The organism is Methylobacterium sp. C1 (genome assembly GCF_001854385.1).
GTDB lineage: Bacteria > Pseudomonadota > Alphaproteobacteria > Rhizobiales > Beijerinckiaceae > Methylobacterium > Methylobacterium radiotolerans.
Genome location: NZ_CP017640.1, coordinates 5,345,484 through 5,369,632, shown reverse-complemented (window position 1 = coordinate 5,369,632; position 24,149 = coordinate 5,345,484). Strand labels below are relative to the sequence as shown.

The window sequence follows — 24,149 nt, the reverse complement described above, 5'->3', positions numbered from 1 at the left end:
CCCGAAGACGAGGACGCCAGATCCGCCCGGTCGCGCGACCGGGGCGGTGACGCGCGCCGTTCCCGCCGCGCGGTCGCGCGGCCCGGAGACCCGAGATGACCGACGCGCCCTCCCGACCGGGCAGCCCCTCCTCCGATCCCGCGCCCTCCCGGCGGCGCCTGCTGCAGGTCGGCGCCGCGGCCGCGGCCCTGCCGCTCGGCCTCGGCATGGGCACCGGCCGCGCCTGGGCGCCCGGACCGGGGGCACCGTTCGATCCCGGCCCGCTCTGCCGGCCCGCCGCCGCGGAGGCGCCCGCGGGCCCGCTCCGGATCGTGAAGCTGGCCTGGAACGCCACGGCCATCTGCACGGCGGCCGCGCCGCTCGCCAAGGAGCAGGGGATCTTCGCCCGGCACGGCCTCGACGTGGAGTTCGTCAATTTCGGCGGCTCGACCGAGGCCCTGCTGGAGGCGATCGCCACGGGCAAGGCCGATGCCGGGATCGGCATGGCCCTGCGCTGGCTCAAGCCCCTGGAGCAGGGCTTCGACGTGAAGATCACCGCGGGGCTGCACGGCGGCTGCCTGCGGCTGCTCAGCGCCAAATCCTCCGGCATCGCCGACATCGCCGGGCTGAAGGGCAAGACCATCGCGATCAGCGACCAGGCGAGCCCGGCCAAGAACTTCTTCGGCCTGCTGCTCGCCAAGGCGGGGATCGACCCGGAGAGCGGGGTGGAGTGGCGGCAGTACCCGGCCGACCTGCTGAACCTCGCGGTGGAGAAGGGCGAGGCGCAGGCGCTGGCCGATTCCGACCCGCGGACCTGGATCTGGCTGAAGGACCCGCGCTTCACCGAGGTCGCCACCAACCTGTCCGGAGAATACGCCAGCCGGACCTGCTGCGTCGTGGCGGCCCGCGGCAGCCTGATCCGGAACGACCGCGCGGTGGCGCGCGCGCTGACCCGGGCGATCCTGGAGGGCGGCCACGCCGTCCACCGGGATCCCGAGGCCGCGGCCCGGGCGTTCTCCGGCTACGGCGGCAAGGGGTCGATCGCGGATCTCGCCGCGATGCTGCGCAGCCAGCAGCACGGCGACAGCCCGGTCGGCGGGGATCTCAAGCAGCAGCTCGCGCTCTACGGGGACGAGCTGAAGCAGGTGAACGTCCTGCGGCGATCCACCGACACGGCGAAGTTCGCCGAGCGGATCTACGCCGACGTGCTGAGCTGAGGCGCGCCATGTCCGGAAGCATCGCCGCCGGCGTCGCCCCGCGGGCCGCCGCCCCGTCCCGAAAGCTGCCGCGGCCGCCCTGGCGGATCGTCCTCGCGGGTGCCGCCTGGCTCGCCCTGGCCGGGGTGACCCTCGGCCTGCCCGAGGCCGACGACCTGCCCGAGACCGCGGCCCTCGGCTCCGGCGCGGCGGCGCTCGGCCTCGCCCTCCTGGTCCTCGCGCCCGCGGCCGGCCGCCTCGGCACCCTCGGGGTGCGGCTGCGGCACGGGAGCCCCTGGCTCGCGGCGCTGGCCCTGGCGCTGATCGCCTGGGAGGCGATCACGGCGAAGCTCGCCCTGCTGCCGATGCCGTTCTTCCCCTCGCCCCAGGCGATCCTGGAGGTCTTCCTCGATGACTGGCCGAAGCTCGGCGGCAGCATCCTCAACTCCCTGATCCTGCTCTCCGGCGGCTACGCCATCGGGGCGGCGACCGGCTTCGTCCTGGGCGTCGCCATCGGCACCTTCCGGGCGGTGGGCTACTGGGCCCATCCGGTGCTGCGCTTCGTCGGGCCGCTGCCGGCCACGGCGTGGCTGCCCCTCGCCTTCTTCGTCTTCCCGTCTTCGTGGTCGGCCAGCACCTTCCTGGTGGCTCTGGCCACCGGCTTCCCGGTCACGGTGCTGACCTGGTCGGGCGTGGCGGGCGTCAACAAGGCCTATTTCGACGTGGCGCGGACGCTCGGCGCCTCGCGCGGCTTCCTGATCCTGCGCGTGGCGATCCCGGCGGCGCTGCCGCACGTCTTCGTCGGGCTGTTCATGGGGCTCGGCGGCTCCTTCGCGGTGCTGGTCGTCGCCGAGATGCTCGGCGTGAAGTCCGGCCTCGGCTGGTACCTCCAGTGGGCGCAGGGCTGGGCCGCCTACGCCAACATGTACGCGGCGCTGATCGTGATGGCGCTGATGTGCTCGTCCCTGATCACGCTGCTGTTCCGCCTGCGCGACCGCCTGCTCGCCTGGCAGAAGGGGCTGGTGCAATGGTAGCCGCCGCGACCCTCGAACGCCCCGAAGCCGGCGCGGCCGGCGCCCGCCTGACGGTCGAGTCCGTCAGCCACGCCTTCGCGATCCGCGGCGCGCCCCTGCCGGTCCTCGACCGGGTGAGCCTCGACGTGGAGCCCGGCGGCTTCGTCGCGCTGCTCGGCCCCTCGGGCTGCGGCAAGTCCACCCTGCTGCGGCTCGTCGCCGGCCTGGAGCCGCCCGACCAGGGCGCGATCCGGGTCGACGGCGACCTCGTGGAGGGGCCGGACCCGTCCCGGCTCCTCGTCTTCCAGGACCCGACGCTCTACCCGTGGCGGACCGTGCGCGGCAACGTCGCCCTCGGGCTCGAGGCCCGCGGCGTCGGGCGGTCGCGGGCGGCCCGGGTCGACCGGGCGCTGGGGCTCGTCGGCCTGTCCGGCTTCGCGGATGTCTACCCGCACCAGCTCTCCGGCGGCATGGCGCAGCGGGCGGCCCTCGCCCGGGCGCTCGTCAACGAGCCGCGCCTGCTGCTCCTCGACGAGCCGCTCGGCAAGCTCGACGCCCTGACGCGGCTGGCCATGCAGGCCGAGATCCTGCGGCTCTGGCAGGAGAAGCGCTTCACCGCGCTCCTCGTCACCCACGACGTCGAGGAGGCGCTGGTCCTGGCCGAGCGCGTGATCGTGCTCTCCGACCGCCCGGCCGCGATCCGGGCCGCGCTGCCGGTCGCGGTGCCCTATCCGCGCCACCGCGACGATCCCGAGATCGTGCGGCTGCGCCGGGAGATCCTGGGAATCCTCGGCCAGCCGGCCTGAGCGTCGCCGCCGCTTCAGCCCCGCGCCGCCGACGGGGCCGCCCCGACGGCCGCTGCCCGCGGCCGGTGCCGGCCGATCCAGAAGACCAGGGCGCAGCCGGCGCCGGTGAGGGCGCAGAGCGGGAGCAGGGCGACGGGGAAGCTGCCGGTCTGCTCGCGCAGCACCCCGATCAGCGAGGTGATCGCCCCGGTGCCGAGATGCGCCAGGGTGTTGATCGCCGCGATGCCGGCGGCCGTCTGGGCCGGCGGCAGCGTCTCGGTCGCCAGGGCGAAGAACGGGCCCTTGATCGCGTAGTTGCCGAGCAGGACCAGCGAGAGCAGGACCAGCGTCATCCAGAGCGAGCCGGTCAGCAGCGTCAGGGCGAAGCTCACCGAGGTCAGCGCCAGCGGCAGGGCCGTGCTCCAGATCCGCTCGCCGCTGCGGTCCGCCCGCAGGCCCCAGACGATCATGAAGACCGAGGCGATGCCGAACGGGATCATGTTCAGCAGGCCGGTCTGCAGGTTGCTGAGGCCGAACCCCTTGAGGATCTGCGGCATCCACAGCGACAGCGTGTTGCTGGTGGCCGAGCTGCCCGCGTAGATCACGGCCAGCAGCCAGACCTGCCGGCTCGCGAGCACCGCCCAGACCGCCGCGAGGCCGTGGGCGTGGTGCCCGGCGCTCGCCTCGGCGGCGCGCCGCTCGGCCTCCAGCCGGTCCGTCAGCCAGCCGCGCTCCGCCGGGCTCAGGAAGGTCGCCTCGGCCGGCCGGCTCGGCAGCAGCGCGAGGGCGGCGACGCCGAGGATGACGGCCGGGACCGCCTCCATGATCAGCAGCCACTGCCAGCCGCGCAGGGACGCGACGCCGTCGAGGGTGAGCAGCGCCGCCGAGAGCGGCGAGCCGAAGAAGCTGGAGAGCGGGATCGCGACCATGAACATCGCCACGATCCGCGCCCGGTAGGCCTTGGGGAACCAGTAGGTCAGGTACAGGATCACGCCCGGGAAGAACCCGGCCTCGGCCGCGCCCAGCAGGAAGCGGGCGGTGGCGAAGCTGACCGGACCGGTGACGAAGGCCGAGCCGATGCCGACGAGCCCCCAGGTGATCATGATCCGCGCGATCCAGATCCGCGCGCCGACGCGCTCCATCGCGAGGTTGCTCGGCACCTCGAACAGGACGTAGGCGACGAAGAACAGGCCGCCGCCCAGGCCGAAGGCCGCGGCGGAGAGGCCCAGATCGTGGTTCATGGTCAGCGCCGCGAAGCCGACATTCACCCGGTCGACGTAGGCGATGAAGTAGCAGAGCACGAGGAAGGGGATCAGGCGCAGGCCGACCTTCCGCATCGTTCGGCTCTCGAAGGCGGCCGCGTCCGCCGCGTGTGGCGTGGTCGGTGTTGCCATGGTCCTGTCCTCGCTGGAATTCGGGCGGGCGCGCCCCGGCCTAGCGGTCGAAGCGGAAGAGTTCGGCGGGCGTCTCGGCCAGGACGATCCGGCGCTCGGCCGGGTCCGGCACCCAGGCGTCGAGGTCGCGCCGGGCCTCGGCGGGGCTGGCCTGGGTCTCGAACTGCGTGTGCGGCCAGTCGCTGCCCCAGAGCAGGCGCCGCGCCCCGAAGGCGCCGCGCAGGCGCTCGGCGGCCTGCAGCGCCGTCTGCCGGCCGGCCTCGCCGCTGCCGATGCGGTAGGCGCCCGACAGCTTGACCCAGACGCGGCCGCCGCGGCCGAAGCCGAGCAGGTCGGCGAAGCCCGGATCGGCGATGCCGAGGGCCGGGTCGATCCGGCCGAAATGGTCGACCACGACGGGGACGCCCGCCTCGACCAGCGGCGGCAGCAGCCGCGCGAGGCGCCGCGCCTCGGCCTGGACCTCGATCTGCCAGCCGAGATCCGCCACGCGCGCGAGGTGGGCGCGCCAGACCGCGCCGGCGAAGTCCGGGTCCGGCCGCCCGATCAGGTTCAGGCGCAGGCCGACGACGCCCTGCCCGGCGAGGTCGCGCAGCGCGGCGGTCTCGGCCTCCGGGGCCAGCACGGCGATGCCGCGCAGCCGCTCCGGCGCGGACCGCAGGGCCGAGACCATGTAGCCGTTGTCGGTACCGAGGAAGCTCGGCTGGATTAGCACGCCGCGCGCCATGCCGTTCCGGTCCAGCATGGCGCGGTAGTCGGCGATGCTCGCGTCGTAGTCGGGGGCGTAGCGGCGGTCCCCCGTGAGGGTGAGGGACCGGGTGAAGACGTGGGCGTGGGTGTCGACCGCCGCCACGCTGTCGGCGGCGGAGCCGGGCCCGGCCGCGCGGCCGCGGGCCGGAAGCGCGAGCGTGACGCCGCCCGCGAGCAGGGTGCGGCAGAAGCGGCGCCGGTTCATCGGATCATCTCACGGTCTGGGGGATCAGCGCGCCGCCGGACTGCCGATCCGGCAGGAGCGCGACGGCGAGGAGGACGAGCCCGTAGGCACCGAGGGCCGACAGGCCGATCGCCGGGCCGAGCCCGAGGATCTCGCTGAGCAGGCCGACGCCGAGGGGCAGCAGGCCGGAGGCGAGGCGGCCGGCGTTGTAGCAGAAGCCCATCCCGGTCCCGCGCAGGCCGTCCGGGAAGAGCTCGCTGAACAGGGCCGCGAGGCTCGCGGGGATGCCGGCGGTGCAGAAGCCGAGGGGGGCCCCGAGGAGGAGCAGGCCCGTGCCGCCGACCGGCAGCAGCAGGTAGACGACGACCAGCGCCATGCAGCCGGCCGCGTAGAGCGCCACCGTCCGGCGCCGCCCGAGCCGGTCCACGAGCCCGCCGGCGACGAGGCAGCCGAGGCCGAAGGCCGCGATGATGATCGCGAGGTAGAGCCCGGTGCCGAGGACCGAGGCGCCGCGCTCGACGCTCAGGTAGGTGGGCAGCCACGTGAACAGGGCGTGGAAGCCCCCGTGGGCGCCCAGGCCGAGCAGCGTCGCGAGCACCGTGACCCGGCGCAGGCCGGGCGCGAAGATCGCGAGCGATCCGGCCGGCGGCCGGGCCGGCCTTCCGACCGGCCGCGCCGGCTCCGGGACCGAGCGGCGCAGGTAGAGCAGGAGGAGCGCGGGCGCGAGGCCGCAGGCGAACAGGGCCCGCCAGGCGGTCTCCTGATCCAGCACCGAGAAGGCCGCGGTGGCCAGGAGCACGGCCGCCCCCCAGCCGAGGGCCCAGCCCCCCTGCACGGCGCCCAGCGCCCGGCCGCGGTGCTCGGGCCCGATCGCCTCCGCCATCAGCGCGGCGCCGGCCGCCCACTCGGCGCCGAAGCCGATCCCCTGCAGCGCCTTCAGGGTCAGCAGCTGGGCGAAGCTCTGCGCGAAGGCCGCCAGGAAGGTCGCGACCGCGAACCACAGCACCGTGATCTGGAGGGCCCGGACGCGGCCGATCCGGTCCGCCGCGAGGCCGCCGAGCCAGCCGCCGAGCGCCGCCGCGACGAGCGTGACCGCGCCGATCAGGCCGGCCTCCGAGCGGCTGAGCCCGAAGCTCGCGACCAGCGCGGGGATGGCGAGGCTGAACATCTGCACGTCCAGGGCGTCGAGCGACCACCCGCCCAGACAGGCCCAGAAGGTGCGACGCTCGGCCGGACCGACGTCGCGGTACCAGCGGAACACGGGCTTTCCTCCGCCCTCCGAAGAGGACTAGTCATTTATATGAATAAATGAGCACGCGCGCGCCGGCGCGTCAAGGCGCCGGCCTCTCAGCGGATGTCGACGTGATACCGGAAGTCCTTGGCCGCACCGCGGGTCACGCGCCACTCGATCGGGCGGGCGTCGAAGCCGAAGGCGAGGCGCTCGATGACCACGACCGGGTCTCCGTCCGCGATCTCGAGGCGCTCGGCGTCGGTCGCGTCGGCGATGCCGACGGTCAGGGTCTCCTCGGCGCGGGCGACGATCTCGCCGCAGAGGCGCTCGTAGGCGGGGTAGAGGAGGTCGCCGATCTCCGTCAGCGGGGCGGTCAGGATCGGTGCGAACCGTGCGGCCGGCAGCCAGATCGCCTCGGACAGGATCGGGCGGCCCTGCAGGTGGCGCGTCCGGATCAGGCGGATCGCCGCGCCGCGCGCGTCGAGACCGAGGGCCTCGCGTGCGGCCGCGGGGGCCGGACGGGCCTCGCGCGACAGGATCCGCCCCTCCGGCACCGCCTGCGTGCCATCCGGCCCGAGATGCCGGAAGAACCGGAACAGGGACCGGTCGAAGCGCGGCCGCCGCACGAAGGTGCCGCGGCCCTGCTGACGCTCGACGAGGCCGTCGGCGACGAGGACGTCGATCGCCTTGCGCACAGTGCCGATGGCGACCCGGTGGGTCGCCGCCAGCTCCGCCTCCGTGGGGATCGGCTCGCCCGAGCGCCAGACGTTGCGGGCGATCTGGAAGGCGATCTCGTCCCGCAGGCGCTGATAGAGCGGCAGACGGAGATCGGGCTGCGGCGCGGACGTTGCGGTCATGTGTATGACTGTATGACCAACGCCGGCGGACGCCAATGGGTGGCACAGCGGTGTCGGCGTGCCCGAGGGGCCGGTCCACAGCGTCGCAGGACTGGATCTATCCGCGGGGTCGCGGGTTCTCGCCGGGATTTCCCGGAACCAACCTCCAGCGAGGCGCGGATGGTCGAACGTCACACGGCCCAGGAGAGCCGACAGGGCCGGCGCGGCAGGCCGGTGCTGGTCGTGCTGCTCGTCAGCGTGGGGCTCATGATCGCCGCCCTGGCCGGGCTGATGATCTGGCAGGGTGAGACCGCGCCGCCCGATTACGCCAGCCAGAGCCAGGCCGCCGCCCGCACGGCCGTCACCGGCTCCGGGAGCGGCGCGGGCGCCGCGCCGTCCGGCTCGCGGTCCGCGCCCTGACCCACGACGACGGGCACCGGCGGCCTCGCCCGGCCTTCGAGGGGAGCCGAGACGTCCCTCATGACGCTCGACGACGCCCCCAAGACGAAGGGTAATGCCCGGGCGCGGGCCCGCGTCGACGTCGAGTCGACGCCGTCGCTCGGCGATGCCGGCGACAGGGCTGATCGCGACAACGTCATCGCGATCATTGCGCGGTTGTCGACCGGACGCCCGGGCAAGACTTCGGCGACCCGAACTTGATCCCGCCGGGAACCGCCTCATTTCGTCACGAGGCTCGAGCGCGACGGGAAGCGCCTGAGGGTTCGGACCGCCTGCACCGCCCAACGCCGTCGACGTCCGAGCCCCGCGCGCCCGGTCGTCGCGCAACACCCAAGGGGGACCACCCGATGAGCGAGACGATCGACAAGACGGACACGACGACGTTTCACATGGAAGGCAAGTGCCCGTTCGGCGGCGACCGGATCGGCGGCGCCCTCGGCAACCGGCCGACGCTGGAGAACTGGTATCCCCATCGCCTGCGGGTGGAGGTGCTCCACCAGAACGGGCTGGCGGCCGATCCCCTCGGCCCGGATTTCGACTACGCGGCCGAGTTCGCCAAGATCGACTTCGAGGCGCTCAAGCGCGACATCAAGCAGTTCCTGACCTCGTCGGTGGACTGGTGGCCGTCCGACTACGGCAATTACGGCCCGCAGATGATCCGGATGGCCTGGCACTCGGCCGGCACCTACCGGATCGCCGACGGGCGCGGCGGCGCCGGCACCGGCCTGCAGCGCTTCGCCCCGATCTCCAGCTGGTGGGACAACGGCAACACCGACAAGTCGCGGCGCCTCCTGCAGCCGATCAAGCACAAGTACGGCAACGCCCTGTCGTGGGCCGACCTGATGGTGCTCACCGGCAACTGCGCCCTCGAGATCATGGGCCTGCCGACCTACGGCTTCGCCGCCGGCCGCCTCGACGCCTGGGAGGCGGACAACGCCACCTACTGGGGTCCGGAGGTGGTCGAGATGGGCTCGGTCTCGAGCTTCGACGACATGGTGAACCGCGACAAGCGCTGGCGGGGCAAGAACGGCGACGCCGATTACGACCTGGAGAACCCGCTGGCCGCCTCCCACCAGGCGCTGATCTACGTGAACCCGGAGGGCCCCTACGCGAGCGGCGACCCCCTGGCCTCCGCGCGCGACATCCGGATCACCTTCACCCGCATGGCGATGAACGACGAGGAGACGGTGGCGCTGATCGCGGGCGGGCACGCCTTCGGCAAGAGCCACGGCATGACCCCCGCCAAGGAGATCGGTCCGCCCCCCGAGATGGCGCCGATGGAGGCGATGGGCCTCGGCTGGCACAATCCGAAGGGGTCCGGCGCCGGCAAGGACACGATGACCAACGGCATCGAGGGCAGCTGGACGCCCGATCCGACCAAGTGGGACAACGCCTACCTGGAGAACCTCTTCAGGTTCGAGTGGGAGCAGACCAAGAGCCCGGCGGGCGCCCTCCAGTGGACGCCCAAAGATCCCGACGCGCCGAAGACGCCGGACGCCCACGTCGCGGGCCAGATGCACCCGCTGATGATGATGACCTCCGACATCGCCCTGAAGGTCGATCCCGACTACCGCAAGGTCTGCGAGAAGTTCCTCGACGACTTCGACGCCTTCACCCAGGCCTTCTCCAAGGCGTGGTACAAGCTGACCCACCGCGACATGGGTCCGAAGCACCGCTACCTCGGCCCGGAGGCGGTGATCGAGGACGGGCTCCTGTGGCAGGACCCGCTGCCCGAGCGGGACTACGCGCTCGTCGGCGAGGCCGAGATCGCCGCGCTGAAGCAGGCGATCGCCGCGACCGGCCTGTCGGTCTCCGATCTCGCCTTCACGGCCTTCTCGGCGGCCTCGACCTACCGCGACAGCGACAAGCGCGGCGGCGCCAACGGCGGCCGCCTCGCGCTCGCGCCGCAGAAGGACTGGGCCGTCAACCGGCGGGCCGCGCCCGTGGTCGAGGCCCTGCGCGGCGTGATGGCGACCTTCAACGACGGGCGCAGCGACGGGAAGAAGATCTCGCTGGCGGACCTGATCGTGCTGGGCGGCTGCGTCGCCGTGGAGAGGGCGGCCCGCGACGCCGGGGTCGAGACGCCGGTCCCGTTCACGCCGGGCCGGGTGGACACGACGCAGGCGCTCACCGACCTCGAGATGTTCGAGTGGCTGAAGCCGGTGGTGGACGGGTTCCGCAACTACGTCGACGACGGCTTCGGGCAGATGACGCGCAGCGTGTCGCCGGAGGAGATGTTCCTCGACAAGGCCAACCTGCTGACGCTGACGGCCCCGGAATGGACCGTCCTGACCGGCGGCCTGCGCGCGCTCAACGCCAACCACGACGGGTCGAACCGGGGCGTCCTGACCGACCGGGTCGGGGTGCTGACGACCGACTTCTTCCGCAACCTGACCGACGTCGACCTGGTCTGGGAGAAGGCGGACGCGGACGGGATGACCTTCGCGCTCAAGGACCGCGCGAGCGGGCACACGAAGTTCGAGGCGACCCGCAGCGACCTCGTCTTCGGGTCGAACGCGCAGCTCCGGTCCATCGCCGACGCCTACGCGGGCAGCGACGGCCAGCGCCGCTTCGTGGCGGACTTCGTCAAGGCCTGGGACAAGGTCATGATGCTCGACCGCTTCGACGTGAAGGGTCACCGGCGCTACGGGCCGATGGCGGCCTGAGACCCGCCATCGGGACCGCCCGCGCCTCCGGCGCGGGCGGTCCCTCAGAGCGCTCGCCTCACGGCCTGAGGCTGTGCGACGCCAGCGCGGCCCAGTACGCGGCGCCGACCGGCAGCGCCTCGTCGTTGAAGTCGTAGCCCGGATTGTGGAGCGGCAGGCTCCGCTGCGCCCCGTCGGTCCCGATCCAGGCATAGGCGCCGGGACAGGCCTGGAGCATGTAGGCGAAATCCTCCGACGCCATGGAGGGTCCGACCTCGCCGCGGCGCGCGGTGATGTCCGGGACGGTCCCGGCCGCCTCCAGGGCGGTGCCGACGGCGTCGGCGGTGTTGACGGTGGCGGGGTACCCGAACCGGTAGTCCACCTCCGCGCGGGCGCCGTGCGTGCCGGCCGTCCCGCCCGCGATGGCCGCGACGAGCTCCGCGACGCGCTTGCGCACGGCCTCGTCCAGGCACCGGACCGTGCCGCGGATGACCGCGCGGTCGGGGATGACGTTGTAGGCGTCGCCGCCGTGGATCTGCGTGACGCTGAGCACGACCGGGTCCGTCGGGGCGATCCGGCGGCTCACGATGGTCTGCAGGGCGAGGACGATCTCGGAGACGACCACCAGCGTGTCGGTGCCGCGCTCCGGCATGGCCGCGTGGGTCCCGAACCCGGCGACCGTGATCTCGAACGTGTCGAGGGAGGCCATGATGGCGCCGACCCGGGTCGCGAAGGTCCCCAGCGGCAGGCCCGGCCAGTTGTGCAGGCCGTAGACGGAATCGCACGGGAACAGCCGGAACAGGCCGTCCTCGACCATGGCGCGCCCGCCGCCCTCGCACTCCTCCGCCGGCTGGAAGATGAAGTGCACCGTGCCGGAGAGGTCGGTGCGCGACGCGAGGTGCCGCGCCGCGCCGAGCAGCATCGCCACGTGGCCGTCGTGCCCGCAGGCATGCATCACGCCGGGCGTCCGGGAGGCGTAACTCGCGCCCGTCGCCTCCTGGATGGGCAGGGCGTCCATGTCGGCCCGCAGGCCGACGGTCGGCCCGTCGCCCCGGCTCAGGGTCCCGACCACGCCGGTGCGGCCGAGCCCGGTCTTCACCGAGAGGCCGCAGGCGGCCAGTTCCCGGGCGACGAGCTCCGCCGTGCGGACCTCCTGGAAGGCCAGCTCGGGGTGGGCGTGCAGGTCGCGCCGCCACGCGACCATCCGCTCCACGGTCTCCGCCTCGATGCCCATGCGACCTCTCTCAAATGCCGGCGCTGCCGGAGCGCCTCGATCCCCCGTCCGGACCCTACGCCGATCGGCGCGGCGGTTCACCCCAGCGGGGCGTGCATGAAGAACTGGGCGATCAGGACCGCGCCGAGGAAGGTCCCGGCATTGGCCATGAACGAGACCACGACGATCCGCCAGCCGAGGCGGCGGAAGGCGGGCACGTCCTTGGCGACCGAGAGCCCCGCGAAGGTCAGGATCGGCGTGGCCAGCGCCAGGAAGTTGAGCTTGCCGGTCAGGGCGGCGATCTCGGCGGCGTAGGGCGTGCCGGGATAGGTCAGCGCCATGCCGATGATCGAGACCCAGAGGACGGCGGGCAGGCGCCGGCCGAGGAGCAGGTAGAGGCCCCAGCCGGCGAGCACGGTGCCGATGATGATCGCCATCCCGGCCACGACCTGCGCGTCGGGGACGACGCCGTAGGTGAGCCAGTTGCCGATGAGCCCGTAGGCGCCGATCAGGATCCAGGCGAGCACGGTCTCGCCGAGGCCGATCCGCACCTCCTGATGGGCCGGCGCGGCCGCCTGCGCGGCGCCCTGCGGGTCGGCGGCCGCCGGGCGGGCGGCGTCCGGCCGGTTGCGGCCGAGGATCGGCTCCAGCTTGCCGTAGGCCCAGATCGTGAAGGGCAGCGACAGGAACAGCGTGAAGTACGTGCCGATCGTGGTGGTGACGAGGTTGCTGGCCGCCGCGAAGGTGGCGACGTCCTTGGCGACCTCAGGCGTCTGCTGGGCCGCGATCGCCCCCGAGGCCGCGGCCATCATGCTGCCGGAACCGACGCCGGCGCCCATCGCCAGCGCCAGCGGGTTGAAGATCCCGAGGCTGGTGACCAGCCCGGCCAGCAGGGCGATGAACACCGCGCCGAACACCGTGCCGGTCAGGTACTCGGCCAGCACGCCGCGCCCTTCCGGCGAATCCATGCCGTAGCGCTCGCCGATGATGGCGAGGCTCGGCTCGCGGCCGACCGAGAAGGTCGCGCCGATCGCCTCCCGCTTGATGCCGAGCAGGAGCGCGACCGGCAGGCCGAACACCATCGTGCCGAAGAAGTGGCCGAATTCCTGGAACGCCAGGGCCCAGCCCGAGGCCAGGATCTTCGGCAGCGACCCGCCGACGAGCAGGCCGAGCTTGGCGATGAAGATCAGCAGCGCCGGCTGCAGGTAGGCGCCGGCCGCGTTCTGCAGGGCGCCCGACAGCCGCAGCGGCGCGGGCAGGCGCGGGCTCATCAGCCCCAGCGCGCCGCCCAGCAGCAGGGCCCAGAGCAGCGGGAGCAGCACGATCTTGCCCGACCCCACCGGGATGCTGACGTTGCCGATCGCCTCCGCGATGACGACGATGACCAGGGCGAGCAGGAACAGCGTCAGCTTCCCGCCGCCCGAGACGGCGGGCGCGACCGGTCTCGCCTCCGCCGCATAGAGTTCGCCCGCCATCGTCACTCTCCCCTGCCCTGCTCGGGCCTGCCTGTTGCTCCGCCTGCCGGTCTCGATCGCCGGTCTTGTCGCTTGATCCTGTCGAACGGTCCGCCCGGCGTCGGGCTCAGCCCACGTAGCCGAAGGTCACGGCCGGCGCGGCGGCGGTCTCGACCCAGACGCTCTTGGTCTGGGTGTAGGCCATCAGCGCCTCGCGGCCCGAGGAGCGGCCGAAGCCCGAGCGGCCGAAGCCGCCGAAGGGCGAGGCCACGTTGATGGTCTTGTAGCCGTTGACCCAGACGGTGCCCGACCGGAGCGCCGCCGCGACCCGGTGGCCGCGCCCGCCGTCGCCGGTCCAGACCGCGCCGGCGAGGCCGTAGGGCGTGCCGTTGGCCAGCGCGACCGCCTCGTCCTCGCCGTCGAACGGCAGGACCGCCAGGACCGGGCCGAACACCTCCTCCCGGGCGATCGCGGCGTCCGGCGCGACGCCGTCCACGATGGTCGGGCCGTAGTAGAAGCCGCCCGTGTCGCGTAAGGCGGCGGGGCAGGCCCCACCCGCCGCGATCGTCGCCCCCGCCCCCGCGGCGGCCTCGACCATGGCGGCGATCTTGTCCCGCTGGCGCCGGTTGTTGATCGGGCCGATCTGCGTCGCCGGGTCGGTCGGCGCGCCCACCGGGATGCGCGCGGCGGCGTGGGACAGGCGCTCGACGAAGGACGCGTGGATCGAGCGGTGCACGAGGAGCCGGGAGCCGGCCACGCAGCTCTGCCCGGCGCCGCCGAAGATCGCGGCCTGCGCGCCGATCAGCGCCCGGTCGAGATCGGCGTCGGCGAACACGATGTTGGCCGACTTGCCGCCGAGCTCCAGCACGCTCGGCACGATGGCGCGGGCCGCCGCGGCGGCGATCTGCGCACCGGCCTCGGCCGAGCCGACGAACACGACCAGCCGGGTCTCGGGATGGGCCACCGCGGCGGCGCCGGTGGTCGGGCCGGCGCCCGCCAGCACCGAGACGAGGCCGCGCGGCATCCCCTCGGCCCGGTCGCAGAGCAGGCCCAGCGCCAGCGAGGTCAGGGGCGTCAGCTCGGAGGGCTTCAGCACCACGGCGTTGCCGGCGCAGAGCGCCGGCGCGATCTGCCAGCCCGCGGTGAAGATCGGGGCGTTCCAGGGGGTGATCTGCACCACGGTGCCGAACGGCTCGTGGCGGGTGTAGTTCAGGTGCGAGGTCGGGACCGGGATGACGTCGCCGTGGAGCTTGTCGCACCAGCCGGCGTAGTACTCGAACATCTCGGCGACCTTGGCGACCTCGCCGCGGGTGTCGCGGATCGGCTTGCCGGCCGAGAGGGTCTCCAGCTCGGCGAGCGCGCCGGCGTGCTGCCGGACCAGGGCGGCGACCGCCCACAGCGCGCGGCCGCGGGCGGCGGCGCTCATGCCCCACCACGCGCGCTGGGCGTCGCGGGCCGCCGCCATGGCGGCCTCGACGACCGACGGGCCGGCATCGGCGAAGGTCGCGAGCACGCCGCCGTCGGCGGGGTTGGTGAGATCGAGGGCGGCGCCGGTCCCGGCGAGGATCTCGCCGGCCACGACGCTGCCGATGCGGCCGCCCGGCAGCAGGTCGGCCAGGAGGGCGGCGACCCGATCGGCGGCGGGCGAGTGCGGCGTGCCGGACATCAGTGGGCTCCCTTGGGATCGCGGTAATCGGCCATGCGGGTGAAGTCGGCCGCGTCGGGGATGGCGGCCTGCGTCGCCTGCCAGATCCGCTTCACCTCGGCGGAGAGCGGCAGGTCGATCCCGCACGCGGCGGCGAGTTCGAGGGCGAGGCGCACGTCCTTGCGCATCAGGCCGGCCGAGAAGCCGCTGTCGAAGGTGCCGGACTGGACCCAGCGCGGGACCATGACCTCGCTGATCGCGCTGCGGCCGGTCGCGGTGTTCACGACCTTGACGGCCTCCTCGGCCGAGAGGCCCGCCGCCTCGGACAGGCGCAGGGCCTCGCCGGTGGTCACGAGATGAGCCGCCACCAGCAGGTTGTTGACGAGCTTGACGATGTTGCCGGCGCCGGACGGCCCGACATGCGGGGCGCGGGCCGACATGGCTTCCAGGACCGGACGGGCCAGTTCGTAATCCGCCTCCGCTCCGCCGATCATCATGGTCAGGGTGCCCTCGGCGGCGCCGGACGGGCCGCCGCTCACCGGGGCGTCGAGGAGCGCGTGACCGGCCGCGGCGAGGCGCTCGGCGAGGCGCCGTGTCGTGCCGGGATCCGAGGTCGAGGTGTCGATCACCACGACCTTCCGGTCGGTCCGGGACAGGAGGCCGCCCTCCGCGGTGACCACCGCCTCCACGTCCCGCGCCAGCGGCAGCGAGAACACCAGGGCGTCGGCCCGGCGGAGCACGTCGTTGAGGGCGTCGAGGGTGGTGACGCCGGCCGCCTCGGCAGCGGGGCGCCGGCCCGCGTCGATGTCGTAGCCGAGGACCGCGAAGCCCTTGCGGGCCAGGGTCGCGGCCATGCCCAGACCCATATTGCCGAGCCCGACGACCCCTACCGTTGCGATGGTCATACCGATCCGTCCTCACCGTGCGGGAGGATGATCTCGGCAAACGAGCGTTGCTACAATCATGGATTTTTGCACGTAACGTGCGGAAATCCAGCACGGTAGGGTCAGGCCGGTGGCGGACGGAACGCCACCATGTGGTCGGCCAGCCAGCCTAGCAGGCGCGCCGCGCCCTCGGGCAGCCGTCGCCCGGCCCGGATGACGAGGTGGGCGGTCGCCTCGGACAGGATGCTGTCGCGCAGCGGCACAGCGTCGAGGAGGTCGGCCCGCAGCTCGGCCGCGACCACGAAGCGGGGCAGGAAGGCGACGCCCATCGCGGCCATGACGAAGCGGCGATGCAGCTCGAAGGACGCCGTCTCCAGCCGCGGCACCAGCCGGAAGCCGCCATCCGCCTCGACGCGGCCGATCAGCTGGCGCACCCCGTGGTCGGGCGGCAGGAGGGCGGCGGGCTCGGTGGCGAAGCTGCGCAGCGGAACCGGCGCCGATCCATCCGCGAGGGGATGGTTTTTCGGCAGGATGGCGAGCAGCGGCTGCCGGGCGGTGACGATTCCGCGGACATCCGGATGCGCGGGCGGGTTGTAGACGAGGCCGATATCCGCGTCCCCCCGGGCTATGGCCGCGAGGATCCCGTCGGTGGTGCCGATCTCGACCTGATAGGCGATGCCCGGATGGTCCTGCGCGAACCCGGCGAGTGCATTGTCGAGGAGGTCGATCAGGAAGCCGGCGCCGCAGCGCAGGCTGACCGTGCCCCGCTGCACCCCGCGCAGGCGCTTCAGCTGGTCCTCCAGCAGCGCCGCCTCGTCGGCCTGCCGCTGCGCGTGCGCGGCGACCAGACGGCCGGCCTCGGTGGGGACGACACCCCGGGGCAGGCGCTCGAGCAGGGTCTCGCCGACCTGCGCCTCGAGTTCGATGATCTGCCGGCTCACCGCCGAGGCGGCGACGTTCAGCACCTCGGCGGCCGCCCGGACAGAGCCCGCGCGCACGACGGCCAGCAGGTAGCGCAGGGCGCGGTCGTTCACGGCGGCGGGTTCCCGTCTGCCGCGCCGCGCCGGTCGACCGCCACGGCGCCCCGTGCGACGACGAGCACGGGCTCCTGGCGCTCGACGATCACCTGTGGCACGCCGCCGGCCGCGAAGGCGATCAGGTCGGCCCGCGCGCCGGGCGCCACCGCGCCCGGACCGATGCCGAGCACCTGTGCCGGGACGGCGGTGATCGGCGCCAGCAGCGCCGCGAGCTCCGCGTCGGTGCGCAGGTCGAACCGGTAGGCGGCGAGCTGGGCACGGGCGACCATGCTGGTGACGGTGGCGGGGTTCCAGCAGTCGCGGACGTTGTCGGTACCGAGGCAGACCGGGACGCCGAGCGCCCGCAGCCGCGGGATCGGCGGGCATCGGGCCCCGCCCGGCACGCTGCTGAGGATTGCGACCCCGGCCCGGTTGAGGGCCTCGGCGATCCGGCCGAGCTCCAGGTCGTCGGCTTCTGCCAGGGCGAAGGCGTGACTGATCGTGACCTGCCCGCCGAGCCCGGCCGCCACTGTCCGGGCCGCGATCGCCGCGATCGTGGCGAGGCCGGCCGCGCCGCCCTCGTGGAGATGGATGTCGATGCCCCGTCCGTGCCGCTCGGCCAGGGCGAAGACGACGTCCAGGTGACCGTCGCGGTCGCCGTCGATGCCGACGGGGTCGAGGCCGCCGACGAGGTCCGCGCCCATCCGCAGGGCGGCGTCCAGGTCGTCGGCGACCGGCGGGCATCCCAGGATCCCGCTCTGCGGGAAGGCGACGATCTGGATCTGCAGGCAGTCGGACCAGCGCGCCCGGAGCTCGAGGATCTGGGCGAGGTGGTCGAGCCGCGTGACGTCGTCGACGTCGACATGGGTCCGCAGGCTGGTCGTGCCGCCGCGGAGCATGCGTTCGAGCAGCGCCTCGGCGCCCTGCTCGGCGAGCGGGATCCGCGTGGCGCGGCGGAACGCCTTCTCGTCGTCGATGATCGCCCGGACGGACCCCGCCGCCGCGTGCGGGCGCCACGGGAGGCCGAGCAGGCACTTGTCGAGATGGACGTGCCCGTCGGTCAGGCCCGGCAAGACCAGGGCGCCGCCGAGATCGATCGTGCGGCCGGCGGGCGGCAGCGGCGCGCCGGGATCTCGCAGCGCCGCCACGCGGTCGCCCAGGATGTCGACGGTTGCCCGGCTTCCGTCGGCGAGCGCGGCGTCGCGGAGGCGCAGGTCGCAGGGAGCGTCCGCGGGCGGTTCGGCGATCGACGTCATGGCGGGGGCTTCCTTCAGAGCGGCCGGCCCGCCGCCACGACGGTCCGGATGGCGAAGCTCGACTGCAGCCGGGCGACCCCCGGCAGCCGCGACAGCACATCCTTGTGCAGCCGCTCGTAATCGGCCGCGTCGATCACCTTGAGCTTCACGAGGTAATCGGCCGTCCCGGTCATCAGATAGCAATCCTGCACCTCGGGACAGCGCCGGACGGCCGCCTCGAACCGGTTGAGGTAATCCTCGGTCTGGCGGTCCAGGGTGAACTGGGTGAGGACCACGAGGCCCGGCCCGTCGACCGCGCCGCCGATCAGCGCCGTGTAGCCCCGGATGGTGCCGGATTCCTCCAGCAGCCGCACGCGGCGGTGGCAGGCCGAGGCCGACAGGCCGACCGCCGCGGCGAGATCCGCGTTGCTGATCCGGCCGTCGCCGCGCAGGGTCTGGATGATGCGGCGGTCGATCTCGTCCACGCGCGACTCGCAGGATCTTCGAAGAGGCCGCAGAAACTTGCACAGCCAAGCTTCGAATTCAAAGGCCTTCGACAGCACGCACGCTCATTCGACGATCCTCCGTGTAGCCTTCCGGCATCGCATCCGAGCGCTGTCCCGAGGGCCGCCATGAGCATGATCGATCGCGATCTCCGGCCCGATGCGGGCCCGGCCGGGACGGCCTCCGCACTCCTCACGATCGATCTCGCGGCCCTCGCGGAGAATTACCGCCTGCTCGCCGCCCGGGCGGGGACCGCGACCTGCGCGGCCGTCGTCAAGGCGGACGCCTACGGGCTCGGCGCCGACCGGGTCGCGCCGGTTCTGGCCGCCGCGGGCTGCCGGCACTTCTTCGTCGCCCAGGTCGGCGAGGGCGTGGCGCTCCGGTCGATCCTCGGACCCGGCGCGGTGATCGCCGTGCTCAACGGCGCCGCCCCGGGCAGCGAGGCGACCTGCGCGGACCACGACCTCGTGCCCGTCCTCAACGACCGTTCCCAGCTCGACGGCTGGCAGGGCCTGGCCCGGCGGCGCGCGCGGCGCCTGCCCGCGATCCTCCAGGTCGACACCGGCATGGCCCGCTTCGGCTTCGCGCCGGACGAAGTCGGCGTGCTGCTCGACCGGCCGGACGCCCTCGCGGGCCTCGACCTGCGGCTGGTGATGAGCCACCTCGCCTGCGCGGGCGAGCCGGACAGCCCGGTCAACGCGGCGCAGCTGTCCGTCTTCCGGGCCGTCCGCCGGCGCCTGCCCGCGGTGCCGGCGAGCCTCGCGGCCTCGTCGGGGATCTTCCTCGGTCCGGACTTCCACTTCGACCTGGTGCGCCCCGGCGCCGCCCTCTACGGGATCGCCCCGCAGGAGGGCGCGCCGAACCCGATGCGGCCGGTGATCGGGCTGCGGGCCCGGGTGATGCAGACGCGCAGCGTCCCGGCGGGGACGCCGGTCGGCTACGGGCACGCGGCCACGGTCGCCCGGGACAGCCGCCTCGCCACGGTCGCGATCGGCTACGCCGACGGGTTCTTCCGCAGCACGGCGGGCGGCGCGGCGTGGTTCGGCGGCGTTCGCCTGCCGGTGGTCGGGCGCGTCTCGATGGACAGCCTCGTCCTCGACGTCACCGACGCGGCGCCCGGCACCCTCGGCCCGGGCGCGCTCGTCGACATCGTCGGGCCGGAGCGCGACGTCGACGCCGCCGCCGCCGCGGCCGGCACGATCGGCTACGAGGTCCTGACCAACCTCGGCCACCGCTTCCACCGCGTCTATCTCGGAGCCTGAGGCCCGCCATGCACGTGCTCATCCTCGGCGGCGGCGTCGTCGGCGTCACCTCGGCCTACTACCTCGCCCGGGCCGGCCATCAGGTCACCGTGCTGGAGCGCCAGCCCGGCGCCGGCCTGGAGACCAGCTTCGCCAATGCCGGCCAGGTCTCGCCGGGCTACTCGGCCCCCTGGGCGGCGCCCGGGATCCCCGTGAAGGCGCTCAGGTGGCTGATGATGCGGCACCGGCCCCTGGTGCTGTGGCCGCGGCTGGAGCCCCGCCTCTACGCGTGGCTCACGCGCATGCTCGCGAACTGCACCGAGGAGGCCTACCGGCGGAACAAGGGCCGCATGGTGCGGCTGGCCGAGTACAGCCGCGACGCGCTGCGCGACCTGCGCACCGAGACCGGCATCGCCTACGATCACCGGGAGAAGGGCACGCTGCAGCTCTTCCGGACGCGGAAGCAGCTCGACCATGTCGGCGACGACACCCGCGTCCTCGACGCCTACGGCGTTCCCTACACGGTGCTGGATCCGGCCGGCTGCATCGCGGCCGAGCCGGCACTCGCCGCCGTGCGCGACGTCTTCGTCGGCGGCCTGCGGCTGCCGGGCGACGAGACCGGCGACGCGCACCTGTTCACACAGCGCCTCGCCGCGCTCTGCGAGAGCCTCGGCGTGACCTTCCGCTACGGCACGGCGATCGCGCGGCTGCATCACGCCGGCGACCGGGTGACGGCGGTCGAGACCGCCGACGGGGCGCTTCTGCGGGCGGACGCCTACGTGGCGGCGCTGGGCAGCTACACGCCGGCCCTGCTGCGCCCCCTCGGGATCGCCCTGCCGGTCTACCCGGTGAAGGGCTACTCCCTGACGCTGCCGATCACCGACGCGGAGGCCGCGCCGGTCTCGACGGTGATGGACGAGACCTACAAGGTCGCGATCACCCGGCTGGGCGACCGCATCCGCGTCGGCGGCACCGCCGAGCTCGCCGGCTTCAGCAACGCCCTGCGCGGGCCGCGCCGCGAGACCCTCGCGCGCTCGGTGCAGGACCTGTTCCCGGCCGGCGGCGATCTCGACCGCGCCGCGTTCTGGACCGGCCTGCGGCCGATGACGCCGGACGGCACGCCGATCGTCGGGGGCACGCGGGTCGGGAACCTGTTCACCAACACCGGTCACGGCACGCTGGGCTGGACCATGGCCTGCGGCTCGGGCCGCCTGCTCGCCGACCTCGTGTCCGGCCGCGCCCCCGAGATCGCGAGCGACGATCTGGCGCTCGGCCGCTACGCCGCGTGAGCCGCGCGGTCATGGCAACGCCGGCGCGCCGCGCGACGCGTGTCGTTGCGCACCAGCACAACCCTACCCCGCGCAGTGCAGAACGAGATATGACTCTGCGTTGAAAAACACGCCGCGAGTCACCGCGAGGCATGTTCGAGACCCCGGCACGGTCATTCATTATTCATCGCGATACGACCAACGGTTGATTACATGATGTCCATGAATCGCGGAGTCGCGACATCGCGGCATAACTTCTGACAGACTCGGGCAACCCCTCGCACCGAATCGAGTTTAGGATCTGAACGAACGATCCGGGTGCGCAGATGAGTTTCATCGTCGTACAGGGCCAGGAAGATCACGAGCAGGCGGACGCCGTTCTCCGGGGCGTCGCCGACGGGCTGGCCCGCCTGTTCCGCGTGCCCGATCACCCGCCCGGCGTTCAGGACCTGCTGGATGCCGGAACGCGGGACGAGGATGACCGCCCAGGGCAGGTCGTCCAGCGCGGCGCGCGGCGCGGCGGGAGCCAGGGGCCTCCCGGGGCCCGGTCGGTGAAGACGGGCACCCGCGGGACGCGTCGCGGAGCGGCTCGACCGTCCAGCCGCGCGCGCGGGCGCCGGGCGATGGCCGAGGCGCAGTCCGGGCAACGCGACCCGTCCTGAGTCCGGCCCCGGCCTCAGCGCGCCGCGGACAGGCCGAAGCGCCGGATCTCCAGGTGCATCTGCTCGAGCGGCAGGACCTTGGCGGCCGCGCCGCGGTCGATCGCTTCCTTGGGCATCCCGAACACGACGCAGCTCGCCTCGTCCTGTGCGACCGTCTGCGCTCCGGCCCGGCGCATCTCCAGCAGGCCATTGGCGCCGTCGTCGCCCATGCCGGTCAGGAGGATGCCGAGGGCGTTCGCGGCCGCCGCCCGGGCGGCCGACCGGAACAGGACATCGACCGACGGGCGATGGCGCGCGACGAGAGGACCATCCTTCACCGACACCGCGTAGCTGCCGCCCCGGCGCTCGACCATGAGGTGACGCCCGCCGGGGGCGATCAGGGCGCGGCCCCGCATCACGGGATCGCCGTCCTCCGCCTCCTTGACGGTGATCGCGCAGAGGCCGTTCAGGCGCTTGGCGAACGCCGCCGTGAAATGCTCCGGCATGTGCTGCACGATGACGAGGCCGGGGGACTCGGCGGGCAGCACCTCGAGCACGTCGCGCAGGGCCTCCGTCCCACCCGTCGACGCGCCGATGCAGACGATCCGGTCGGTCTCGACCACCACGCGACCGGGGACGGGCGGCGGCAGGACGGCGTCGGCCGAGAGCTTCGCCTCGACCAGCTGCCGGGGCGGCCGGCTCCCGCGCAGCTTGGCCCGCGCGGCCGCCCGGACCGCGTCGCAGACCCGGACGGTGGACTCGAGCAGGAACTGACGCGTGTCGACCCGCGGCTTCGGCAGCACGTCGACGGCCCCCGCCTCCAGGACCTCGAACAGCATCCGGGAGCCCGCCCCGGTCAGGGTCGAGCAGACGATCACCGGGAGCGGCTTCTGCGCCATGATCTTCCGCAGGAAGGTCAGTCCGTCCATGCGGGGCATCTCGAGATCGAGGATGATGACGTCCGGGATCTCCTCCTGGATCCGGCGGGCGGCGATGAACGGATCGGCGGCCGTTCCCAGGATCTCGATGTCGGGCGCCGTCTCCAGGATGCTGCACAGGGTCTGGCGGACGGAGGCCGAGTCGTCGACAACGAGGACGCGGATCGGTCGGGACGCGCTCACCGGCTGGATTCCCTCAGCTTGCTGAAGACGGTGGAGGAGACCTGGTCGAGGCCCGCCACGCCGACGCCCGCCATGGACTCGGAATGGCCGACGATCAGGTAGCCGCCGGGGCGCAGATGCGCGGCCAGACGCGCGACCACGGCCTTCTGGGTCGGCTTGTCGAAGTAGATCAGCACGTTGCGGCAGAAGACGAGGTCGACGTCCCGGTCGATCGGGTAGACCTCGTCCATCAGGTTGAGCTGCTGGAACCGCACCCGGGCGCGCAGCTCCGGCACGATCCGCCCCTCGCGCCGGGCCCGGTCGCGCGCGACCATCACGTAGCGCCGCCGCAGGTCCGGCGGCACGGCGGCCAGCATCTCCTCCGGGTAGATCGCCGTGCGGGCGCGGTCGAGCACCTCCGACGAGATGTCCGTCCCGAGGATGGCGTAGCGGAACCGGTCGGCGGCCATGTCGTGCAGGACCATCGCCAGCGTGTAGGCCTCGGCCCCCGTCGATGCCGCCGCGCTCCAGACCTTGAGCAGCGGCCGGTCGCCCCGCGCCGCCAGCCGCGGCACGATCGTCGTGCGCAGCAGGTCGAAATGCGCGGGCTCGCGGAAGAAGTCGGTCTTGTTCGTCGTCACGCAGTCGACGAGGTGCGGGAACTCGTCCGCGAGATGGCCGGCCTCGAACAGGTGGCGGCCATAGGCCTCCAGGGTCGGGAGATCGAGGGCGCGCATGCGCTTGCGCAGCCGGCCCTCGACCATGGTGCGCTTGGCCGGCGGGAGCTGGATGCCGACGTGCTGCTGGATGAGGTCGGCGACGGAGCGGAAGTGCCGGTCGCTCAGGTGACCCGGATCGGCCTCCATGGTGGCGGATCCCTCAGGCGGCCTGCGAGGGTGCGGCCTGCGAGGGTGCGGCCAGCGCCGGGCCGTCGCCGTCCATGAGCGCGACGAGGTCGAACACGACCACGAACGCCTCGCCCCGGCGGCCGATGCCCGCGATGTAGCGCGCGTTCCAGCGCCCGCCGACCTCGGGCGCGGCCTCCATCTCGGCGCTGTCGAGTTCCGTCACCTCGATCACCCGGTCGGCCACGAACCCGACCCGCAGCGCCCGGCCCGGCATCGGAACGTTGAGCAGGATGATCCGCGTCGCCGGCGTGCGCGCGACCGGCGGCAGGCCGAGCTTGGTCCGCAGGTCGACCACCGGGTAGCTCTGCCCGCGCACGTCGATCATCCCCAGCAGGAAGGCCGGCGCCTGCGGCAGCGCCGCCGGCACCCGGTAATCGAGGATCTCGTGGACGTGCTCGACGTCGATCCCGAAGGTCTCGGCCCCGAGGCCGAGGGTCAGGTACTGCCACACACTGGACATGCGGGATCTCCGGATGGATCGGGGCGCGGCTGCGGCTGCGGCTGCGGCGGCGGCCCGGCGGCGGGATCCGCGCGGCGACAGGTGCCGCGCGGATCCGGGCTTCGGGCGGCG

The 24,149-nt window shown here is 73.4% G+C and carries 23 protein-coding genes; 8 read left to right on the top strand and 15 right to left on the bottom strand.

The genetic code is table 11. The annotated features are described in order from the left end of the window. Positions 1 to 95 precede the first annotated feature (95 nt). Genes BKE41_RS24760 through BKE41_RS24750 form a run of 3 tightly spaced genes read left to right on the top strand, consistent with a single transcriptional unit; the run spans position 96 to position 2,994 of the window. Positions 96 to 1,196, top strand: a complete 1,101-nt coding sequence (locus BKE41_RS24760) for an ABC transporter substrate-binding protein (protein WP_071000233.1) — start codon at positions 96 to 98, stop codon at positions 1,194 to 1,196. An 8-nt stretch (positions 1,197 to 1,204) separates the two neighbouring features. After that, positions 1,205 to 2,209, top strand: a complete 1,005-nt coding sequence (locus BKE41_RS24755; protein WP_071000232.1) for an ABC transporter permease subunit — start codon at positions 1,205 to 1,207, stop codon at positions 2,207 to 2,209. Next, on the top strand, positions 2,203 to 2,994 hold the full coding sequence (locus BKE41_RS24750) for an ABC transporter ATP-binding protein (protein ID WP_012321748.1): 792 nt from the start codon (positions 2,203 to 2,205) through the stop codon (positions 2,992 to 2,994). Before BKE41_RS24755 ends, BKE41_RS24750 begins: the two co-directional genes overlap by 7 nt. Before the next feature lie 14 nt (positions 2,995 to 3,008). On the opposite strand, the gene BKE41_RS24745 is transcribed toward BKE41_RS24750, so the two are convergent. From BKE41_RS24745 to BKE41_RS24730, 4 genes are all read right to left on the bottom strand, one after another. Continuing rightward, positions 3,009 to 4,367 carry an MFS transporter gene (locus BKE41_RS24745; RefSeq protein WP_071000231.1) on the bottom strand — a complete coding sequence of 453 codons (1,359 nt, stop codon included), beginning with the start codon at positions 4,365 to 4,367 and terminating at the stop codon, positions 3,009 to 3,011. Positions 4,368 to 4,407: 40 nt separating this feature from the next. Next, positions 4,408 to 5,319, bottom strand: coding sequence for an amidohydrolase family protein (locus BKE41_RS24740; RefSeq protein ID WP_071000230.1), 912 nt, complete (start codon positions 5,317 to 5,319; stop codon positions 4,408 to 4,410). A gap of 4 nt (positions 5,320 to 5,323) precedes the next feature. After that, entirely contained in the window at positions 5,324 to 6,559 is a 1,236-nt protein-coding gene (locus BKE41_RS24735; protein ID WP_071000229.1) for an MFS transporter, read from the bottom strand. 86 nt (positions 6,560 to 6,645) lie between these two features. Continuing rightward, the gene (locus BKE41_RS24730) at positions 6,646 to 7,386 is read right to left on the bottom strand and encodes a GntR family transcriptional regulator (protein WP_024828552.1); all 741 of its coding nucleotides are present in this window, start codon (positions 7,384 to 7,386) and stop codon (positions 6,646 to 6,648) included. 159 nt (positions 7,387 to 7,545) lie between these two features. On the opposite strand from BKE41_RS24730, the gene BKE41_RS24725 reads away from it, so the two are divergent. The 3 genes from BKE41_RS24725 to katG all read left to right on the top strand — a co-directional run bounded on the left by BKE41_RS24725 (position 7,546) and on the right by katG (position 10,490). Next, on the top strand, positions 7,546 to 7,785 hold the full coding sequence (locus BKE41_RS24725; protein ID WP_071000228.1) for a hypothetical protein: 240 nt from the start codon (positions 7,546 to 7,548) through the stop codon (positions 7,783 to 7,785). Between the two features lie 60 nt (positions 7,786 to 7,845). After that, positions 7,846 to 8,025: a hypothetical protein gene (locus BKE41_RS24720; protein ID WP_024828553.1), complete on the top strand. Its 180-nt coding sequence runs from the start codon at positions 7,846 to 7,848 to the stop codon at positions 8,023 to 8,025. A gap of 146 nt (positions 8,026 to 8,171) precedes the next feature. Further along, complete coding sequence (gene katG / locus BKE41_RS24715; protein WP_071000227.1) at positions 8,172 to 10,490, top strand: catalase/peroxidase HPI; 2,319 nt, start codon at positions 8,172 to 8,174, stop codon at positions 10,488 to 10,490. A 58-nt stretch (positions 10,491 to 10,548) separates the two neighbouring features. Here the strand turns inward: katG and BKE41_RS24710 are convergent, their stop codons facing one another. From BKE41_RS24710 to BKE41_RS24680, 7 genes are all read right to left on the bottom strand, one after another. Beyond that, positions 10,549 to 11,703, bottom strand: a complete 1,155-nt coding sequence (locus BKE41_RS24710) for a M20 aminoacylase family protein (protein ID WP_071000226.1) — start codon at positions 11,701 to 11,703, stop codon at positions 10,549 to 10,551. Positions 11,704 to 11,780: 77 nt separating this feature from the next. Beyond that, positions 11,781 to 13,157 (bottom strand): DUF3100 domain-containing protein, encoded by a 1,377-nt coding sequence (locus BKE41_RS24705; protein ID WP_071000225.1) that lies wholly within the window; start codon positions 13,155 to 13,157, stop codon positions 11,781 to 11,783. Positions 13,158 to 13,263: 106 nt separating this feature from the next. Next, positions 13,264 to 14,802: an aldehyde dehydrogenase family protein gene (locus BKE41_RS24700; protein ID WP_071000224.1), complete on the bottom strand. Its 1,539-nt coding sequence runs from the start codon at positions 14,800 to 14,802 to the stop codon at positions 13,264 to 13,266. Further along, the gene (locus tag BKE41_RS24695) at positions 14,802 to 15,686 is read right to left on the bottom strand and encodes an NAD(P)-dependent oxidoreductase (RefSeq protein ID WP_071000223.1); all 885 of its coding nucleotides are present in this window, start codon (positions 15,684 to 15,686) and stop codon (positions 14,802 to 14,804) included. The genes BKE41_RS24700 and BKE41_RS24695 overlap by 1 nt, the downstream gene beginning before the upstream one ends. A 101-nt stretch (positions 15,687 to 15,787) precedes the next feature. Beyond that, positions 15,788 to 16,699, bottom strand: a complete 912-nt coding sequence (locus BKE41_RS24690) for a LysR substrate-binding domain-containing protein (RefSeq protein ID WP_012321736.1) — start codon at positions 16,697 to 16,699, stop codon at positions 15,788 to 15,790. Continuing rightward, positions 16,696 to 17,937 carry an amidohydrolase gene (locus BKE41_RS24685; RefSeq protein ID WP_071000222.1) on the bottom strand — a complete coding sequence of 414 codons (1,242 nt, stop codon included), beginning with the start codon at positions 17,935 to 17,937 and terminating at the stop codon, positions 16,696 to 16,698. Before BKE41_RS24685 ends, BKE41_RS24690 begins: the two co-directional genes overlap by 4 nt. A gap of 14 nt (positions 17,938 to 17,951) precedes the next feature. Continuing rightward, complete coding sequence (locus tag BKE41_RS24680; RefSeq protein WP_012321734.1) at positions 17,952 to 18,401, bottom strand: Lrp/AsnC family transcriptional regulator; 450 nt, start codon at positions 18,399 to 18,401, stop codon at positions 17,952 to 17,954. Between the two features lie 147 nt (positions 18,402 to 18,548). On the opposite strand from BKE41_RS24680, the gene alr reads away from it, so the two are divergent. Both alr and BKE41_RS24670 read left to right on the top strand, forming a co-directional pair. Further along, entirely contained in the window at positions 18,549 to 19,682 is a 1,134-nt protein-coding gene (alr, locus tag BKE41_RS24675) for an alanine racemase (protein WP_083374413.1), read from the top strand. 8 nt (positions 19,683 to 19,690) lie between these two features. Continuing rightward, on the top strand, positions 19,691 to 20,950 hold the full coding sequence (locus BKE41_RS24670; RefSeq protein ID WP_071000221.1) for a D-amino acid dehydrogenase: 1,260 nt from the start codon (positions 19,691 to 19,693) through the stop codon (positions 20,948 to 20,950). Positions 20,951 to 21,138: 188 nt separating this feature from the next. Here the strand turns inward: BKE41_RS24670 and BKE41_RS31305 are convergent, their stop codons facing one another. From BKE41_RS31305 to BKE41_RS24650, 4 genes are read right to left on the bottom strand one after another with little or no spacing between them, the layout of a single operon-like run. Next, positions 21,139 to 21,576: a hypothetical protein gene (locus tag BKE41_RS31305; protein ID WP_159392774.1), complete on the bottom strand. Its 438-nt coding sequence runs from the start codon at positions 21,574 to 21,576 to the stop codon at positions 21,139 to 21,141. Between the two features lie 29 nt (positions 21,577 to 21,605). Next, positions 21,606 to 22,691 carry a chemotaxis response regulator protein-glutamate methylesterase gene (locus BKE41_RS24660; RefSeq protein ID WP_012321731.1) on the bottom strand — a complete coding sequence of 362 codons (1,086 nt, stop codon included), beginning with the start codon at positions 22,689 to 22,691 and terminating at the stop codon, positions 21,606 to 21,608. Next, positions 22,688 to 23,536, bottom strand: coding sequence for a CheR family methyltransferase (locus BKE41_RS24655; RefSeq protein WP_012321730.1), 849 nt, complete (start codon positions 23,534 to 23,536; stop codon positions 22,688 to 22,690). Before BKE41_RS24655 ends, BKE41_RS24660 begins: the two co-directional genes overlap by 4 nt. A 13-nt stretch (positions 23,537 to 23,549) precedes the next feature. After that, positions 23,550 to 24,038, bottom strand: a complete 489-nt coding sequence (locus BKE41_RS24650) for a chemotaxis protein CheW (RefSeq protein ID WP_058607681.1) — start codon at positions 24,036 to 24,038, stop codon at positions 23,550 to 23,552. Between the last annotated feature and the right edge of the window lie 111 nt (positions 24,039 to 24,149).